Annotated in this window: 15 protein-coding genes; 7 read left to right on the forward strand and 8 right to left on the reverse strand. The window is 67.9% G+C overall.

Going from position 1 to position 16727, the window contains the following annotated elements:
• Positions 1-458: 458 nt before the first annotated feature.
• Positions 459-1655: an HNH endonuclease signature motif containing protein gene (locus B0F77_RS26400; protein ID WP_086665675.1), complete on the forward strand. Its 1197-nt coding sequence runs from the start codon at positions 459-461 to the stop codon at positions 1653-1655.
• Between the two features lie 238 nt (positions 1656-1893).
• On the opposite strand, the gene B0F77_RS26405 is transcribed toward B0F77_RS26400, so the two are convergent.
• Positions 1894-2421: a YbhB/YbcL family Raf kinase inhibitor-like protein gene (locus tag B0F77_RS26405; RefSeq protein WP_086665676.1), complete on the reverse strand. Its 528-nt coding sequence runs from the start codon at positions 2419-2421 to the stop codon at positions 1894-1896.
• 179 nt (positions 2422-2600) lie between these two features.
• Between B0F77_RS26405 and B0F77_RS26410 the strand changes: the two genes are divergently transcribed.
• The 3 genes from B0F77_RS26410 to B0F77_RS26420 all read left to right on the forward strand — a co-directional run bounded on the left by B0F77_RS26410 (position 2601) and on the right by B0F77_RS26420 (position 4290).
• Positions 2601-3281: a polysaccharide deacetylase family protein gene (locus B0F77_RS26410; protein ID WP_342746831.1), complete on the forward strand. Its 681-nt coding sequence runs from the start codon at positions 2601-2603 to the stop codon at positions 3279-3281.
• A 26-nt stretch (positions 3282-3307) separates the two neighbouring features.
• Entirely contained in the window at positions 3308-3754 is a 447-nt protein-coding gene (locus B0F77_RS26415) for an AMIN-like domain-containing (lipo)protein (RefSeq protein ID WP_143466918.1), read from the forward strand.
• A gap of 62 nt (positions 3755-3816) precedes the next feature.
• Positions 3817-4290 carry an AMIN-like domain-containing (lipo)protein gene (locus B0F77_RS26420; RefSeq protein ID WP_143466919.1) on the forward strand — a complete coding sequence of 158 codons (474 nt, stop codon included), beginning with the start codon at positions 3817-3819 and terminating at the stop codon, positions 4288-4290.
• A 64-nt stretch (positions 4291-4354) separates the two neighbouring features.
• Here the strand turns inward: B0F77_RS26420 and lon are convergent, their stop codons facing one another.
• Complete coding sequence (gene lon, locus B0F77_RS26425; protein WP_086665722.1) at positions 4355-6703, reverse strand: endopeptidase La; 2349 nt, start codon at positions 6701-6703, stop codon at positions 4355-4357.
• A gap of 146 nt (positions 6704-6849) precedes the next feature.
• Here lon and B0F77_RS26430 point away from each other — a divergent pair, with 146 nt between their 5' ends.
• Entirely contained in the window at positions 6850-7644 is a 795-nt protein-coding gene (locus B0F77_RS26430) for an SAM-dependent methyltransferase (protein ID WP_086665680.1), read from the forward strand.
• Here the strand turns inward: B0F77_RS26430 and srmL are convergent.
• The 6 genes from srmL to B0F77_RS26460 all read right to left on the reverse strand — a co-directional run bounded on the left by srmL (position 7617) and on the right by B0F77_RS26460 (position 14823).
• Positions 7617-8645 carry a PheS-related mystery ligase SrmL gene (gene srmL / locus B0F77_RS26435; RefSeq protein ID WP_086665681.1) on the reverse strand — a complete coding sequence of 343 codons (1029 nt, stop codon included), beginning with the start codon at positions 8643-8645 and terminating at the stop codon, positions 7617-7619. The genes B0F77_RS26430 and srmL overlap by 28 nt on opposite strands.
• A gap of 129 nt (positions 8646-8774) precedes the next feature.
• Positions 8775-10655 carry a patatin-like phospholipase domain-containing protein gene (locus tag B0F77_RS26440; protein ID WP_086665682.1) on the reverse strand — a complete coding sequence of 627 codons (1881 nt, stop codon included), beginning with the start codon at positions 10653-10655 and terminating at the stop codon, positions 8775-8777.
• Between the two features lie 218 nt (positions 10656-10873).
• A complete protein-coding gene (locus B0F77_RS26445; RefSeq protein ID WP_086665683.1) occupies positions 10874-11389 on the reverse strand; it encodes an AAA family ATPase in 516 nt (171 codons plus the stop codon).
• On the reverse strand, positions 11386-12021 hold the full coding sequence (locus B0F77_RS49955) for a CatB-related O-acetyltransferase (protein ID WP_086665684.1): 636 nt from the start codon (positions 12019-12021) through the stop codon (positions 11386-11388). The genes B0F77_RS26445 and B0F77_RS49955 overlap by 4 nt, the downstream gene beginning before the upstream one ends.
• Positions 12018-13892, reverse strand: a complete 1875-nt coding sequence (locus B0F77_RS26455) for an ABC transporter ATP-binding protein (protein WP_086665685.1) — start codon at positions 13890-13892, stop codon at positions 12018-12020. Before B0F77_RS26455 ends, B0F77_RS49955 begins: the two co-directional genes overlap by 4 nt.
• A 34-nt stretch (positions 13893-13926) precedes the next feature.
• Positions 13927-14823, reverse strand: coding sequence for an alpha/beta hydrolase (locus tag B0F77_RS26460; protein WP_245848658.1), 897 nt, complete (start codon positions 14821-14823; stop codon positions 13927-13929).
• A gap of 70 nt (positions 14824-14893) precedes the next feature.
• Here B0F77_RS26460 and B0F77_RS26465 point away from each other — a divergent pair, with 70 nt between their 5' ends.
• Positions 14894-15916 (forward strand): M48 family metallopeptidase, encoded by a 1023-nt coding sequence (locus B0F77_RS26465; protein WP_086665686.1) that lies wholly within the window; start codon positions 14894-14896, stop codon positions 15914-15916.
• 15 nt (positions 15917-15931) lie between these two features.
• Positions 15932-16708, forward strand: a complete 777-nt coding sequence (locus tag B0F77_RS26470) for a S1 family peptidase (RefSeq protein WP_086665687.1) — start codon at positions 15932-15934, stop codon at positions 16706-16708.
• The last annotated feature ends 19 nt before the right edge of the window (positions 16709-16727 follow it).

Below are 16727 nucleotides of genomic sequence, written 5' to 3' on the forward strand. Positions count from 1 at the left end.
GACTTTGCCGGGGCCCTGCCGGGTCGGGGGCCTGCGTTAGCGCGCGACCTTGTGGGTGGTTGCCTTGCGGTGGGCGGGTCGCGTTTCGGGTGGGGCGCGACCGGGCGCGTGGTCACCTTGCGCGGGGCGTGTCACGTTCCGAGCGGGGCGCGAGTTTGAGGGTGGTCGCCTTGCGGGCGGCGACCATGCGGTTGCGTGCCTCCCCTTGGGGGCGCTGCCCCCAAACCCCCGCCAATCTGATCGGGGTCCAGCGCCGCGGGCGGGTTGATGGCACGCCTGGTGCGTTGGGCGGCTGCCAGTTCCGTAGTTGGTGCGGTCCGCACGGGAAAACAGCTCGCCTTCGGCGTCGCCAAAGCAGCTCGGCTTCGCCTTCGCGTCGTCTCCGCGATATGCGATTCACTCTATTGTGCCCTGCTTGTCTCGTTATTGTCTCGTGATCTTGCGGTAGGGTAGAACATGTGATCGAAACCCGACTCCTCCCCACTGACGAGCTGCTGCGCGGCATCGTCGATGACGTGGCGGAGAAGCAGGTTCTCGAGAATTCCATCTTGCAGAAGGTCGCCGAGTTGGATCGGCGTGGGGCTGCGAGCGAACTCGGGTACAAGAATTTGGTGCGGGTGTTGCGGCACGCGGTCCGCTGGGATCTCACCATGGCCAGGAAATGGGTCGCGAACGCCGAATTGCTGGCGAGCGAGATCACCCCGACCGGCAGCGAACTCGCACCTGAACTCCCGGTGACCGCCTCGGCTGCGGCCGAGGGCGCGCTGTCGATCGAGCATGTCGCGGTGGTCGCCGAGGTCATGAAGGCCCTGCCCGCCGAAGCCGAGGACTCCGTCGTCAGCTTCGCTCGGGAGCACGAGCCCAGTGCGGTGCGTGAGTTCGGCAAGAAGCTGGCCTACCGGCTCTACCAGAACGACCCCGAGCCCCGTGACGCCGAGCCTGTGCCGCCGGTCAACCAGCATGTGATGCGCTGGAAGAACGGCATGCTGGAGATCAGGGCGTTGCTGGACGCGGTCACCGGCGCGAAGTACGAGGCGTTGCTGGACCCGCTGGCCAAGCCCCGTCCGGAGACCGTCGAGGACGGTCCTGACCTGGGATCACGCGCCGAGCGTGAAGGCGACGCCTTGGCCGACTTGGTGGACCTGATGCTGCGTGCCGACCAGCTGCCGGAGCACGGCGGCGAGCCGGTCACGCTGACGATGACGATGCGCTACGACGACCTCGCCGCCCAGGTCGGCCAGGCCACGCTGGACAACGGCGAGCGCGTCCCTGTCGACCAGGTCCGTCAGCTCGCCTGCAACGCGGGCATCATTCCGCTGATCCTGGGCACGCAGTCGCAGCCGATGGACATCGGCCGCAAGACCCGCACCTTCCCGGCCGGAATCCGCCGGATCCTGGTGACCCGTGATCGCGGCTGCGCTTTCCCCGGCTGCGGCAGACCGCCCAAACAATGCGACGGCCATCATATTCGCCATTGGGCGGACGGCGGCGATACTTCGGTCGACAACGGGGTCCTGCTCTGTCGCCATCACCATACGCTCGTCCATCAAAGTGAATGGGAAGTGGCAATGGTGCACGGCCTGCCAACTTTCTATGCGCCGAAGTGGCTCGACTCGGAACGCAGGCTGAGACGCAATCTGATCCACGCCGCCTGATGCCCCGCCGGTCAAGCGGTCAAGAGGTGACCACCGCGCGATTGGGGCTTGACTTCGGGTGTGAGGTGCTACCGTGTTCGGATCGGCCGGGCGCTCTATATGCCCGGCTTTTGAAGGCCGATACGCGCCTCGCAAGGGCCCCGAAGTCAAGCCCCAATCGCAATCGTCGCGAAGCGGCGATGAAATGACCCGGCCCGGTATTGCCCGCAGGCGGCCGCGCCATCCAGGACGTGTTCGTCTAGTGCTGGTAGGTCGGCGTGATGATTGCGCGCGCCAGGGTGTGGAAGGCCAGGTTGAAGCTCACCACTGCGGGGGAGGCGTCGGCGTCCACGTCCAGCTTGTCCACGTCCACGGCGTGCACCACGAAGTAGTAGCGGTGCGGGTGGTCGCCCTTGGGTGGGGCGGCGCCGCCGAAGGCTCGGGTGCTGTAGTCGGAGCGGACGTGGAAGGCGTCACCCGGAAGTGTGGCGTCTGAGGTGCCTGCGCCGGTGTCCAATTGGGTGGTGGTTGCGGGGAGGTTCACCGCCACCCAGTGCCAGAAGCCGGAGGGGGTGGGGGCGTCGGGGTCGTAGCAGGTGACCACGAAGCTGCGGGTTTCGGCGGGGAAGCCGGACCAGGAGAGCTGGGGTGAGGTGTTGCCGCCTTCGAAGACCTGGGCGTCGGGGAGTTGTTCGCCGTCGCGCACGTCCGTGGAGGTGACGGTGAAGGTGCCCACCTGTGGGAGCAACTGGTAGGGGTCGGGCGCTACTGGGCGCTCGAGGCTCATGGAACTCCTCCTTTTTGTGATCAGTTCGAGCCTATCCCCGTGCAACCATGAGGGCCTGCGCGACGTCTTTCGCGTGGAGGGGGATTTTGATGTCCAGGTTGCGGCTTTGCGCTGCGTTTTTGCTGGTTGTCGGGCTGGTTTCGTGTGGGGAGCGGCCCGATGCCGAGTCGAGTGGGCCTGTGCTCACGACGGCGTCGCCGCCGGTGACGACCACGACGTCGGAGCGGCCCAAGCGGATGTTCGAGCCGCCGTACCCGTACGGGACGGTGCAGGCCAAGGCGCCTTCGGTCGTGGACGGGATGGTGCCGGTCGTCACGCACATTCCGATGGACAAGCCGTATGTGTTCATCACGATCGACGACGGTGCGGTGCAGCATCCGAAGGCGCGCGAGTTGATGATCGAGGCGGGCGTGTGGCCGTCGATCTTCCTCAACACGAAGTACGCCGAGGGGCACAAGGACTACTTCAAGAGCCTGCCCGTCACGGTCCACAGCCACACGAGCAACCACCCGAACCTGCAGGGCAAGCCGTTCGACTTCCAGAAGAACGAGATCTGCGGGAACGCCGACTTCCTGGCGGCCGACTACGGCAAGCGGCCGACGCTGTTCCGGCCGCCGTTCGGCAACTACGACGCGACGACGCGCCATGCGGCGGCCAGTTGTGGGTTCAAGGCGCTGGTCAACTGGACGGCGGCGGTCAACGACGGGCGGGTGCAGTTCCAGCAGGGGGACAAGCTCAAGGCCGGTGACATCGTGCTGATGCACTTCCGTACAACGTTCGTTGAGGATTTCACCGCGTTCTTGAACCGGGCCAAGCAGGATGGACTCACTCCGGTGCCGCTGGAGGACTTTCTGGGGTAGTTGGATCCGTGAAGAGGGGGATCTTCATGAAGCGCATTTTCGCTGTGCTCATCGCCGTCGTGATGGCGGTGATGGTTGTGCCGAGCGCGTCGGCCGCGAACTACGCGCAGCTCACCGACGTTCGGACCGGGCATCACGCGGCGTACGACCGCGTGGTGTTCGACCTCACCGGTGACCAGGTGCCGGTCAGCATCAACACCATCTCGGAGCCGGTGAGCTGCGGCTCCGGCAAGCCGATCTCGGCGGTGGGGGTCGAGTTCATCGAGGTGCGGCTGCAGCCGGCCGACGGGCAGCTCTACAAGAAGTCGCGCAACATCACGACGGGTCTGCCGACCGCGCAGAGCGTCGTGTTCACCTGCGACTTCGAGGCGGATCTGTCGATCGCGATCGGGGTGAACCACCGGAACCCGCGCGTCGTGGCGGGCTATTACGTCAGCCCGCTGCGCTATGTGGTGGACATCTACCACAGCTGACGCAACTGTGACGGCGGTCACGCGTCTGTTCTTTCATCGAGCAACCCTGAGAGGGGGCCATGATGAAGAACAGACGCTTGGCCGCGGTGCTGTTGGCAGTGCTCGCGGTCTTCACGCTCGCCCCGATGGCGTCGGCGCAGAGCACGCCGACGATGTCGAACATCCGGACCGGTCTGCACACCGGCTACAACCGGATCGTGCTGGACATGTCCGGACTGCCCACCGAGCACCGGGTCCGGGAAGTGACCAGCGTGTCGGACTGCGGTTCCGGCAACCCGATCTCGATGCCGAACAGCAACGAGATCCTCGAGGTCACGTTGATCGGCGCCGCCGCGCACGACGACAACGGCAACCCCACCTACACCGGGCCGCGGAACTTCGAGCCGCCCAACCTCAACAACGTCCGCCGGATCGCGCTGACGTGTGACTTCGAAGCCACGCTGGGCATCGCCGTCGGATACGGCAACGCCAACTCGTGGCATCGGGTCTTCACGCTGACGAACCCGAACAGGATCGTCATCGACATCGGCTTGTAGCAACGAAAAAGCCTCGTGGGGACAGCAGTCGCCGCTACTGCCCCCACGAGGGGTCTGAGAACCCTTACGCCGCAACGGTGGCGACGGTCTCCTTCGAGAGCGCGTGCTCCAGCACCTCGGCCACGTCCGAGACGAAGTGCACGGTCAGCTGCTCACGCACCGACTCCGGCACGTCGTCCAGGTCCGGCTCATTGCGCTGAGGCAGCAGCACGGTCGTGATGCCCGCACGGTGCGCGGCGAGCAGCTTCTGCTTCACGCCACCGATCGGCAGCACCCGGCCGGTCAACGAGATCTCGCCCGTCATCGCCACGTCCGAGCGCACCGGGCGGCCGGACAACAGCGAGGCCAGGGCCGTCGTCATCGTGACGCCGGCGGACGGTCCGTCCTTCGGCACCGCGCCCGCCGGGACGTGGATGTGCACGCCACGGCCGTCCAGCGATGCCGCCTGGTCGTCGTGTGCTCGCAGGTACGACAACGCGATCTGCGCGGACTCCTTCATCACGTCGCCCAGCTGACCCGTCAGCGTGACGCCGGACGCGCCGGTGTCCTTGGGGGCCAGCGAGGCCTCGATGAACAGGACGTCACCGCCGACGCCCGTGACGGCCAGGCCCGTTGCCACACCGGGAACCGAGGTGCGGTCGGCCGACTCCGGCGCGTTCTTCGGGCTGCCCAGGTACGACTTCAGCGACGGCTGGTCGACCACGACCGGCAGTTCCGAGTCGCCGAGGGCCACCTTCGCGGTCACCTTGCGCAGGATGCGCGCGAGGGCCCGTTCCAGTTGCCGCACACCGGCTTCCCGCGTGTACTCGCTCGCCAGCTGGTGCAGTGCGGGCTTGTCGAACGTGACGTCCTCGGCAGTGAGGCCGGCACGGTCGAGCTGCCGCGGCAGCAGGTGCCCGCTGGCGATCGTGACCTTCTCGTCCTCGGTGTAGCCGTCGAGCTGCACGAGTTCCATGCGGTCGAGCAACGGCGCCGGGATCGACTCCAGGACGTTCGCGGTCGCGAGGAACACGACGTCCGAGAGGTCGAGCTCGACCTCCAGGTAGTGGTCGCGGAACGTGTGGTTCTGCGCCGGGTCCAGCACTTCGAGCAACGCCGCCGTGGGGTCGCCGCGGTAGTCGGAGCCGACCTTGTCGATCTCGTCGAGCAGCACGACCGGGTTCATCGAACCGGCCTCGCTGATCGCGCGGACGATCCGGCCCGGCAGCGCGCCGACGTACGTGCGGCGGTGACCGCGGATCTCGGCCTCGTCGCGCACGCCACCCAGGGCGACGCGCACGAACTTGCGGCCCATCGCCCGCGCCACGGACTCACCGAGCGAGGTCTTGCCCACGCCGGGAGGGCCCGTCAGGGCGAGCACGGCGCCGGAGCGGCGTCCGCCGACAACGCCCATGCCGCGGTCGGCACGGCGCTTGCGCACGGCCAGGTACTCGGTGATGCGCTGCTTCACGTCGTCCAGGCCGGCGTGGTCCGCGTCGAGGATCTCGCGCGCGGCCTTGATGTCGTAGGAGTCCTCGGTCCGGGAGTTCCACGGCATTTCGAGAACGGTGTCGAGCCACGTCCGGATCCAGCCCACCTCCGGCGACTGCTCGGAGGTGCGCTCCAGCTTGTCGACCTCGGCCAGCGCGGCCTTGAGGACCTTCTCCGGCAGCTCGGCGGCCTCGACGCGGGCCCGGTAGTCCTCCTGCTCGGTGGCGGGCTTGCCGTCGAGCTCGGCCAGCTCCTTGCGGATCGCGGCCATCTGCTGGCGCAGCAGGAACTCCCGCTGCTGCTTCTCGACGCCTTCCTTGACGTCCTTGGCGATCGTCTCGTTGACGTCCAGCTCGGTCAGGTGCGCCTGGCCCCACTCGACCAGCTTCTCCAGCCGCGTGGTGACGTCGCTCGTCTCCAGCAGCCAGATCTTCTGCTTCTCGTCGAGGTAGGAGGCGTAGCCCGCGAGGTCGGCCAGCGCCGACGGGTCGGTGATCTGCTGCACCGAGTCGACCATCTGCCACGCGCCGCGCGTCTGCAGGATGTTCGTCACGAGGGCGCGGTACTCGCGGGCGAGCTCCCGCGTCCGCTCGGTGATCGGGGACTCGTCCGCGATCGTCGCGTTCACCCACAGCGCCGCGCCCGGCCCCGTGGTGCCCGTGCCGATGCGCACGCGCTTGGTGCCACGCACGACGGCGGCGCGCTCGCCACCGGGCAGGCGGCCCACCTGTTCGATCTCGGCCAGTGTGCCCACGGCCGCGTACTTCCCGTCCAGACGTGGGACGAGCAGCACTTGATGATTTGCCGCGGTCGTAGCCGCGTCTACGGCCGCCCGGGCCTCAGCGCTCGCGTCCGCACCGGAGATGCGGATCGGCACCACCATGCCGGGCAGCACCACGACGTCGTCCAGCGGCAGTACCGGCAGGGCCAGAGTCTCGCCCATCACGTCACCCTCCAAAGTTGAGTCTGCATCGCTCAACCAACTGGAGCGTGATGGTGTTCCCCTCCGGTGTTCGCTGTCAGCGAGCAGCCGCACAACGGGTGAGGCCGGTGGACACTCGTGTGCACACGAGTAAGGATGCGCCCGTGATGGAAGAGCTGAAGTGGGTCCCGTCCACGGTCGACGTCACCCGCCCGAGCGTGGCGCGCATGTACGACTACTACCTGGGCGGCTCGCACAACTTCGAAGCCGATCGTGCCGCGGCGAAGCAGGTGGAACAGCTCTTCCCCGGCGTCGCGCAGAGCGCGCAGGCGAACCGCTCGTTCCTGCGCCGGGTCGTCCGCCACCTCGCCGCCGAGGGCGTCGACCAGTTCCTCGACCTGGGCTCGGGCATTCCGACCGTGGGCAACGTCCACGAGATCGCCCAGCACGACAACCCGGACGCCCGCGTGGTCTACGTCGACTTCGAGCCCGTCGCCGTCTCGCACAGCAACGCCCTGCTGGCCGACAACCCCAACGCCACTGCGGTGCTCGCCGACCTGCGGGCGACCTCGTCGGTCATCGCGGCCGCGCGCGAGATCCTCGACTTCACCCGGCCGGTCGGCGTGCTGATCATCGCGGCGCTGCACTTCGTCCCGGACTCCGACAAGCCGTACGAGGCCGTCGCGAAGTACATGGCGGACCTGCCGTCGGGCTCCTACCTGTCGATCACGCACGCTTCCTGGGACACCCTCACCGACGAGGAACAGGCCGAGGCCGCCAAGATCAAGAAGATCTACAACAACTCCGACAACCAGCTCACCATGCGCACGCACGCCGAGGTGTCCAGGTTCTTCGACGGTCTGGAGCTGCTGGAGCCGGGCGTCGTCCCGGTGAACGACTGGCGCCCGGACTCCTTCGGGGACCACACCGGCATCTACGGCGCGGTCGCGCGCAAGCCCTGAAGCAGCCGGTCCCGGATCTCGTTCGTCTCGCGGTCGGTGAGGGTGCGTTCCGGCGCCCTCATCGTCACGCGGATGAGCACGTTCTTCTGACCCGGCCGGGCTTCGAGTCGTTCCTGGACGTGGGCCGGCAGGTCCTCGGTCCGGGTTTCGCTCAGGATCGTGATCTCCTCGACCACGTCCTCCGGCACGAGTGCGCGGATCCGGTCTCCCAATGTCTCGATGTCCTCGTGGGCATCGGCCATGATCGAGATGTCCCTGATCGCGGCCGGGTGCCGTGAGATCGACCGGTACTCGTCGAGGTCCAGCATCTGGGTCGCGATGCGCGGGTCGGCGTTGCGCAGCAGGCGGATGTCCGGAATTCCCTTGCGCAGCATCAGGATCCGGTCCAGGCCGAGGCCCATCGCGAGGCCGTGCGGGTGGTCCTTGATGACGTGCCGCGCGGCCCGCCCGCACTCACCGATCTCCACCCACTCACCGTCCTGTTCGACGTCGATCTGCTTGCCGTGCGTGGTGTACGGGTGTTGTGCGTCGACCGCGCGATATCGCTTGCCGGGCAACAGAGTGGTGACGACGGTGTCGATGAGGTCGTCGAGTGGTTCCTGGCCGGTGCTGATCCGCCACACGTCGAGCTGGTGCGGAGTGCCGGTGTGCAGGCGGTCGACCGTGTCGCGGCGGTAGACGAGGCCGGGACAGACCAGTGTCACGTCCGGGGTGGCTTCCCTGAGCGCGGGCGGGATCATCGCCGTGGTGTGGCTGCGCAGCATGCAGGTCTCGCTGACGTACCTGGTGTAGCGGGCTTCGCGGGTGATCGCGTCGGACGGATAACCGAGATGCTCGTAGTTGTGCTCGACCGGCACGAGCGGGTGGTGCCGGACCTCCCGCGGATTGTGCAGGGCCGCCTTGAGGTCGGCGATCAGCAACTGCATCGCGTGCGGGCCCTGCGCGGGATCGGAGAGATCGCGGACGTTCAGGGCGCGGACGAGTTCATCGGTGCGGTACATGGGGTTTCCCGTTCTCGGTCTGGGTTCCTGGATGCGGAGTCCCCCGACCGACGGGAAGGTTTCTCAGGCGCGCGCCACCCACGCAGGTCGGGGGCGGCTAAATCGCGTCATGAACCCAGGTTAGCGCGCTTACTCGGGTGGCGTCAGCCGCAAATCCGGATCCACCGGCGGCGCTCCGTCGAACGGTCCGTCGTCCTTCAAGCGCCCTACGTGGTCCAGCGCGATCTCGACCCCGGCCCGGTCCGGATCACCGTCGGCCGGGGGAGTGCGGAACCACTCGTGCAGCTCCTCGGGAATCTCGAACCGCGCGAGCAGCTCCTCGTACATCGCGTCGCGGTCCGCGGCCTGCACACCGAGCTCCTGGTACTCGCGCACCGCCATGCGCAGCCGGATCCAGCGATAGCGGTCGGTGTTCTGCTGCTGCTCGAAGCGTTCGCGCAGCAGGTCACCGGCCTTCTGGCCGCGCAACGCGAGCTTCCTGATCGTGGCCGGCGGCATGAACAGGTTGGTGCCGCCCTCGTCGTCCGCCTGCCGCACGTGCGCGATGCGGCCGCGGTAGCCGGGCAGCGCCGACTGCATGGTGTCCCGCCAGTCCAGGAAGGTGTCCAAGATGGACACCAGGAAACGCGGCATCGTGTTCAGCGACGCGTAGCGCGCGCCGGACGTCGACGCGTCCTGCTCCGGCAGCCACACCTCGTTCGTGTCGCCGTTCGGATAGGGCTGCAGGCTCAGGCCGAACGTGGGCCAGCGCGGCAGCAGCGCGTCGAAGAAGTGGATCGGGAAGTTGCTGGTGATGCCGCCGTCGGAGAACCAGTGCACGCGCCCGTCCCGGCACAGCGGCACCGCGGCGATCAGGCCGGGGAACGACAGCGACATCCGCACGGCGAGCACGACCGGCAGCCGGTCCCGTCCGGGCAGGTCGCGCAACGGCATGTGCTCGTGCTGCGGGCACTTCACGGCGGTCGCCGGTCCGTTCATCTGCTCGACCACCCGGCGCGGCAGCACGTACCCGAGACACTCCTCGCAGTACTGCCACTCCTGTTTGAACGGCAACCGGTACGGCCGCCCCTCCGACAGGTCGGTCGTCATCAGCACCAGGTTGATCTCACCGAGGTCGCCGAACGTCACGGCGTGCTCGGTGCCGGCCAGCGAGTCGAGCTGGTCCGCGATCCAGTCGGCCAGCGGCGGCACGCCCGTGGACTTCGGCATGCCCGCCAGCCGGTCGAGCCACGACGGCGTGAAGTCACCGGTGCCCGGCACGAGTCCGAAGTGGATGGACCGCGCGTTGTGCTTCAAATACCGTTGCATGGCATACCCGTAGGTGACCGTCAACGCGCTGACCGCCGCGAGGCTGAGCACCAGCCACACCAGCAGAACGATCGCGGCCGTCGCATAGTGCCGTGAGAACGCCAGCCCGAGCACAAGAGGTACCGCGGCGAACACCCATGCGGGCCAAGGCAAACTCGACCGCAACGGCCACAGCACCAGCACCACGCAAGCGATTGCCAGCACCACGACCAGCGTCGCGAGCCAGCCGGGGTAGTCCGCCGGCGCCAGCCACGCCGAGAACAACACAGGCCCGCCCAGCCACAGCAACGCCATCAGCGTCAGCACCGCTTTCGCCCGCAGGCCAACGGCTCCGAGCAACGCGAAGAACAGGCACGAGATCGCGCTGCGCCCCGTCGTCTCGCGCTTCTGCATGGTCGCGACGACGATCCGGTACAGCGCACGGGTCTTGTCCGTGGGCTGGAACAGCTGCGCGAGCCGCCACTGGTCCGCACCGGTGCCGGAGATGAACCAGTCGATGAGCTTCGTGAGCTTCTCGAAGCCACCGGAGGCACGACCGCGTTCGGCCGCCGCCGTGAACGCCGCGGCGATCGCTCCCGCGGACGCGCCACCGATCTGCTTGAACTCGTAATGGCGCGCCAGCGATGCGACAGCGAGCGGATACACGACGCCGCTGGTCGTGCCGCCGCGCATGGTCAGGTCGCAGTAGCGGTCGTACTCCATGTGCTCATGATCGCGCGATCAGCGCCGTCCGTCGCCGAAGTTCACTCGGACGCCGTCGAATCGATCTCATTCCGCTGAGCACGGAGGTTGGCAGCGGTTGGCGTGATCAGCAAGCGCTTGCCTTAGCACTTTTCTACCGCCAACTGAGACCACCATCCCAGTGATGCAAGCGTTCCAGGAACGAGTACAGGCAGTCCGGCGCCTGCCGGACAAGCTGATCAGATGCGTTCCGCGGCCAGCCAACCCGTGACGACGTCCTGCGCCACCTCGGCCACCGGCTGGTCGGCGGCGACCACGAAGTCCTCGACCCAGGCCTCCGCGAAGATCTTCTCGAGTTCTTCCGCGCGGTTCAGGTGCCATTGCAGGGCCGATTCGTGGTGCCGCGCGGTGAGACGCTTCCGGATCACCGACAGGTCCGCCGTCAACCGGCACACGGTGAGCTTCGTCCCGATCGCCTCGGCGTACCGGGCGCGGTCCGCGCGGCGTTCCAGCACGCCCGCCAGCACCAGCCGGTGCGCGCCGGCCTCGGCGTAGTTGCGGGCCACGGCGCGCAGGTTCCGCAGCTCCAGCTCCAGGTTGAACGGATCGTCCGCAGGGCTCGGCCGGCTGAACCGCAACCAGTCGAGGTCGATCACCGCGTGCGGGACCGAGGCCGCGGCGAGCCAGTCGCCGACGGCCTCGGCCACCGTCGTCTTGCCCACCCCGACCGGGCCGGTGACGAGCAGCGCCTTCACTCCGCGACCGCCGCCAGCTCGGCCGGCGTGCCCTGCATGATCACGCGGACGTGCTCGGTCACCTTCTCCACCGGCCAGTCCCACCACGCGATCCGTTCCAGCAGCTCGACTTCCTCGTCGCTGTACCGCCTCCGGAGCAACTTGGCCGGGTTTCCGCCGACCACGCCATAAGCCGGCACGTCCGACACGACCACCGAGCCGGACGCGATGATCGCGCCGTTGCCGATGTGCACGCCGGGCATGATCAACGCCTGGTATCCGATCCACACGTCGTTGCCCACCACCGTGTCCCCGCGGCTCTCCGCCCCGAGCGCGATGTCGAGCGTCTTCTCGCCCCACACCCCGCCGAAGATCGTGAACGGGAACGTCGACACGCCGTCGGTGCGGTGGTTGGCGCCCGACATGATGAACCGGACGCCCTCAGCCAAAGCGCAGTAACGGCCGATGACCAGCTTCTCCGCGCCGAAGTTGTAGAGCACGTTGCGGCGCTCGAACTCCTCGGCGTGGAAAGGGTCGTCGTAGTAGGTGTACTCGCCGACCTCGATCTGCGGGTTCTTCACCAACGGCTTGAGCAGCACCGTGCGCGCGATGTCCGGCAACGGGTAGAGGTTGTCCGGCGAGGGAATGGTCACGGTGCTCCGATCGGCTCTTCGCTGAACTGCGTGCGGTACAACTTGGCGTAGTGGCCTTCCAGCGCCAGCAACGACTCATGCGTACCACGCTCGACGATCTGACCGCGTTCCACGACCAGGATCTGGTCCGCCGCCCGGATCGTCGACAGCCGGTGCGCGATCACCAGCGAGGTCCGGCCCGCGAGAGCCTCGACCAACGCCTCCTGCACGGCCGCCTCCGAGCGCGAGTCCAGGTGTGCGGTCGCCTCGTCCAGGATCACCACGCGTGGCTTGGCCAGCAGCAACCTCGCGATGGTCAGCCGTTGCCGCTCGCCACCGGACAGACGGTAGCCGCGTTCGCCCACCACGGTGTCCAACTGATCCGGCAGTGACGACACCAGGTCGGCCAGCCGGGCCCGCGTCAGCGCGTCCCAGATCTCCTCGTCGGTCGCGGACGGCGCCGCCAGTCGCAGATTGGCGCCGATCGACTCGTGGAACAGGTGCCCGTCCTGCGTCACCATGCCCACGGTCTCGCGGATCGAGTCGAACGACAGGTCGCGAACGTCCACACCGGACAGTCGGACCGTGCCGGAATCCGCGTCGTACAACCGGGGCACCAGCGACGCGATCGTCGACTTGCCCGCACCCGAGGCGCCGACCAGAGCGATCAGCGAACCGGGCTCGGCGACGAAGGAGATCCCGCCGAGAATCTCCTCGCCACCGCGAGTGTCGAGCGAAGCGACCTCCTCCAGGGAAGCCAGCGACACCTTGTCCGCGGACGGGTAGGCGAAGCGAACGTCAGCAAACTCGACGGCGACCGGCCCCTCGGGCACAGCGACCGGCTCAGGCTTCTCCTTGATCAACGGCGGCAGGTCCAGCACCTCGAAGACCCGTTCGAACGACACGAGCGCGGTCATCACATCCACGCGTGCCCCGGCCAACGCCGTCAACGGCGCGTACAGGCGGGTCAGCAGCAGCGCCAGCGTCACGATCGTGCCCGGCGCCATCTGACCTGCGAACACGAAGTACCCGCCCAGGCCGTAGACCAGCGCCAACGCCAGCGAGGACACCAGCGTCAACGCGACCAGGAACAGCCACTGCGCCACGGCCGTCCGCACGCCGATGTCGCGCACCCGCCGAGCCCGCGATCCGAACTCCAGGCTTTCCAACGCCGGCCGGCCGAACAGCTTGATCAACGTCGCGCCCGGCGCGGAGAACCGCTCGGTCATCTGGGTCGTCATCGCCGAGTCGAGGTTCGCGGCCTCGCGGTGCATGGACGCCAGCCGCTTGCCCATCCGCCGCGCCGGGAACAGGAAGATCGGCAGCAGCGCCATCGCGAGCACCGTCACCTGCCACGACAGCGTCAGCATCACGGCCAGGGTCAGGATCAGCGCGATCACGTTGGTGACGACACCGGAGATCGTCTCGGAGAACGCCCGCTGGGCCGCGATCACGTCGTTGTTCAGCCGCGACACCAGCGCACCGGTGCGAGTGCGGGTGAAGAACGCGATCGGCATCCGTTGCACGTGGTCGAAGACGGCCTGGCGCAGCCGCAGGATCAGGTCCTCGCCGACGCGCGAGGACTGCCACCGCTCGGCGAGCGAGAACCCGGCCTCCAGCACCGCCACGCCGGCGATCGCCAGCGCGAGCCACACGACCAGCCCGAAGTCGCGGCCGCCGATGATGGTGTCGACGACCCGGCCGGCCAGCACCGGCGACGCCACCGCGAGCACCGCGGCGAGGGACGAGGTGGCCAGCAACGCGTACACGGCCCGCCGCTGCGGGTGGGCGAACCGGGCGACACGCTTCAACGTCGCCCGGCTCACCCGACGGCTTTTCTCGTCCTGCATCGCGCTTTCGAGCGCGTACCAGGCGTTGAAGTCGATGTTCATGACGACCAGTCTCGAACCTCGACCTACAACGAGGTCAAGCTGTTTTCAGAAACTCGTCGACTTCGGCGAGGGCCGCCGCGCGCACCGGCTCCGGCGACAGGAACAGGTCGTGCATGCCCGCCTTGATCTCCACGACCTTGACCGAGGTCCCGATCTTCGGACCCCACTTCCTCATGCCCTCGACGTCCAGCACCGCGTCGGCCTTGGCGACGTCCTCGCTCCACTCGCGAGCGTTGAGCATGCTCTTGTCGGAGTGCAGCACCAGCACCGGCACCCGCACGTCGAGTCCACTGTGGACCTTCTCCTGCGCGATCAGGATCGCCCGGATCCACCCCGCCAGCACCGGGAACCCCGCGAGCGGCTTCCACTTCAGGTCGAAGTCCCACTCGCCCTTGCGCGAGTTGTGGATCGCCGACCCGTACGCCTCACCGAGGTTCGCGCGGATCTTCACCTTCGGTGCGAGCTGTCCGATCAGCTTCACGACCTGCCGCATGAACGGCGGCTCCACGACGTCGAGCCACGGGCTGTTGAGCACCAACGCGCTGATCAGCTCGCTGGAGCGGCGTTCGTGGGCCCACAACGACGTGGTGAGCCCGCCCGTCGAGTGCCCCATGAGCACCACCCGCGAATGCTCTTCGCGAATGACGGCGATCGCGGCGTCGATCTCCTCGAAGTACACCGCGATGTCGGTCGTGTAGTTCGGCACCTCGCCGTCGCGCAGTGACCGGCCGTAGCCGCGCAGGTCGACCGCGTAGAAGTCGTAGCCCTGGGCCGTGTAGTGCTCGGCCACGTGCTCCTGGAAGAAGTAGTCCGCGAAACCGTGCACGTAGAGGATCGCGCCCCGGTCGTTGGCCGCGGCGCGCCGGCGGACCAGGGTCGCTGCGGCCCCGCCGCGCAACGGCAGAACGGTGGTGTCTTCGTCGCTGCTCACCGCGCAAGTTTGCAACCATCCGGCGCCGATTCCGTGCACCCTTGTCCGGATCGTGTCTAACCTGGGTGGTGTGACGGGGGATATAGAACAGTCATCGAGGGTGCGTTTCATGGGCATCAGCCCGCGCGCCTATGAGCATCCTGCCGACCGAGGCGCCCTCGCGGTGCTGAGGGCGGTGCCCGCCGTGGCACCGATCCTCAAGGCGGTCGCCGGAGCCTTCACCGAGCGGGGTGAGCGCCTGCTGCAGGTGGCTTCCTCCGTCCGGGTCGGCCCCAAGCAGTATCCGCAGCTCGACCGCATCCGCAACGAGGTGGCGGCGACGTTCGACCTCGACGAGGTGCCCGAGCTCTTCGTCGAGCGCAGCGCGCAGGCCTACGCCTACACCTACGGCATCGACAAGCCGTTCATCGTGATCAGCACCGGCTCGGTCGACCTGCTCGACAACGAGTCGCTGCGGTTCCTCATCGGTCACGAGACCGGCCACGTGATGTCGGGCCACGCGCTCTACAACACGCTGCTGCGCCGGCTCATCGACCTGACCACGTCGTTCGCGTGGGTGCCCGCGGGCGCCATCGCCATGCGGGCGGTCATCGCGGCGCTGCGCGAGTGGCAGCGCAAGACCGAGCTGTCCTGCGACCGGGCAGGCCTGCTGGCCTGCCAGGACCCGCAGGCCGCGCTGCGCACGCACCTCGCGCTCGCGGGCGACCTCGGCGGTCAGGTCGACATCGCGTCGTTCCTCGCCCAGGCTCAGGAGTACGAGGAGGTCGAGGACATCCGCGACAGCATCCTCAAGCTCCTGCACACCGAGACCCGTTCGCACCCGCTGGTCGTGGTGCGGGCCGCCGAGCTGCAGCGCTGGTCGGCGAGCGAGGAGTACCGCGAGATCCTGACCGGCACGTACCCGCGCCGCGAGGACGACCGGCCGACGAGCAACCTCACCGACGACGTGAAGTCCGCCGCCCGTTCGTACAAGGAGTCGATGAGCAACTCGGCCGACCCGCTGATCAAGACGATCAACGACATCGGCGAGACGGTCATGGGCGCGGCGGGCAGGGTTTGGAGCAAAGTTAGTCCGAACGGCCCAGCGGAGTAGCTACCATCTGGAGTCATGAGACGACTCCTGGTGTTGGTTCTCTCCGCACTGCTAGCCGCAACAGGCACCGCCGCCGCCAACGAGCAGGTCGTTGGCGGCGAGCGGGCGTCCATCGAGGCCAACCCGTGGGCCGTCTACCTCACCGACGACCGCGGCGCGCAGTTCTGCGGCGGCACCATCGTCGCGCCGACGAAGGTGCTCACCGCGGCGCACTGCGCCCTTGGCCACTCGCCCTCTGACCTGCGGGTTGTCGCAGGTCGCGAGGACAAGCAAGATCGCGACTCCGGCGTTTCCGTCATGCCGGTGGACGTCTGGATCCACAAGCAGTACGTCTCCGCCGACGAGGGCGAGGACGTGGCCGTGCTGACCCTGAAGACGGCGCTGCCGTACACCCCGCTGCCCATCGCGGAACCGGCCGATCGGGCGCTCTACCAGCCCGGCACGCAGCTGCGGGCGCTCGGCTGGGGCCGCACCAGCGAGAACGGCAAGACGTCCCGCTACCTGCTGCAGGCCACCGTGCCGGTGCTGTCCGACGAGTTCTGCGTCGAGACGTACCCGCAGTTCGTGAAGACCGACATGTTCTGCGCCGGCTACGAGGGCGGCAAGATCGACACCTGTCAGGGCGACTCCGGCGGCCCGATCGTCGCGCAGGGCAAGCTCGTCGGCGTCACGTCGTGGGGCGAGGGGTGTGCGCGCAGGGGCAAGCCCGGCGTGTACGTCCGGCTCTCCCGATACGCGAAGGATCTTCACTCGGTCGTGGATGCTTTGCCGCCTGGAGTTGTCGACCCGTAGACCCCTCGGTTCAGTGGGC

Source organism: Lentzea kentuckyensis, assembly GCF_002150765.1.
Taxonomy (GTDB): Bacteria; Actinomycetota; Actinomycetes; order Mycobacteriales; family Pseudonocardiaceae; genus Lentzea; species Lentzea kentuckyensis.

Coding starts and splice junctions, on each gene's coding strand:
- lon (WP_086665722.1), bottom strand. CDS start 6,703: ATGGGCGAGACTCTGGCCCTGCCGGTACTGCCGCTGGACGACGTCGTG.
- B0F77_RS26470 (WP_086665687.1), top strand. CDS start 15,932: ATGAGACGACTCCTGGTGTTGGTTCTCTCCGCACTGCTAGCCGCAACA.
- B0F77_RS26405 (WP_086665676.1), bottom strand. CDS start 2,421: ATGAGCCTCGAGCGCCCAGTAGCGCCCGACCCCTACCAGTTGCTCCCA.
- B0F77_RS26420 (WP_143466919.1), top strand. CDS start 3,817: ATGAAGAACAGACGCTTGGCCGCGGTGCTGTTGGCAGTGCTCGCGGTC.
- B0F77_RS26415 (WP_143466918.1), top strand. CDS start 3,308: ATGAAGCGCATTTTCGCTGTGCTCATCGCCGTCGTGATGGCGGTGATG.
- srmL (WP_086665681.1), bottom strand. CDS start 8,645: ATGTACCGCACCGATGAACTCGTCCGCGCCCTGAACGTCCGCGATCTC.
- B0F77_RS26455 (WP_086665685.1), bottom strand. CDS start 13,892: ATGAACATCGACTTCAACGCCTGGTACGCGCTCGAAAGCGCGATGCAG.
- B0F77_RS26440 (WP_086665682.1), bottom strand. CDS start 10,655: ATGGAGTACGACCGCTACTGCGACCTGACCATGCGCGGCGGCACGACC.
- B0F77_RS26430 (WP_086665680.1), top strand. CDS start 6,850: ATGGAAGAGCTGAAGTGGGTCCCGTCCACGGTCGACGTCACCCGCCCG.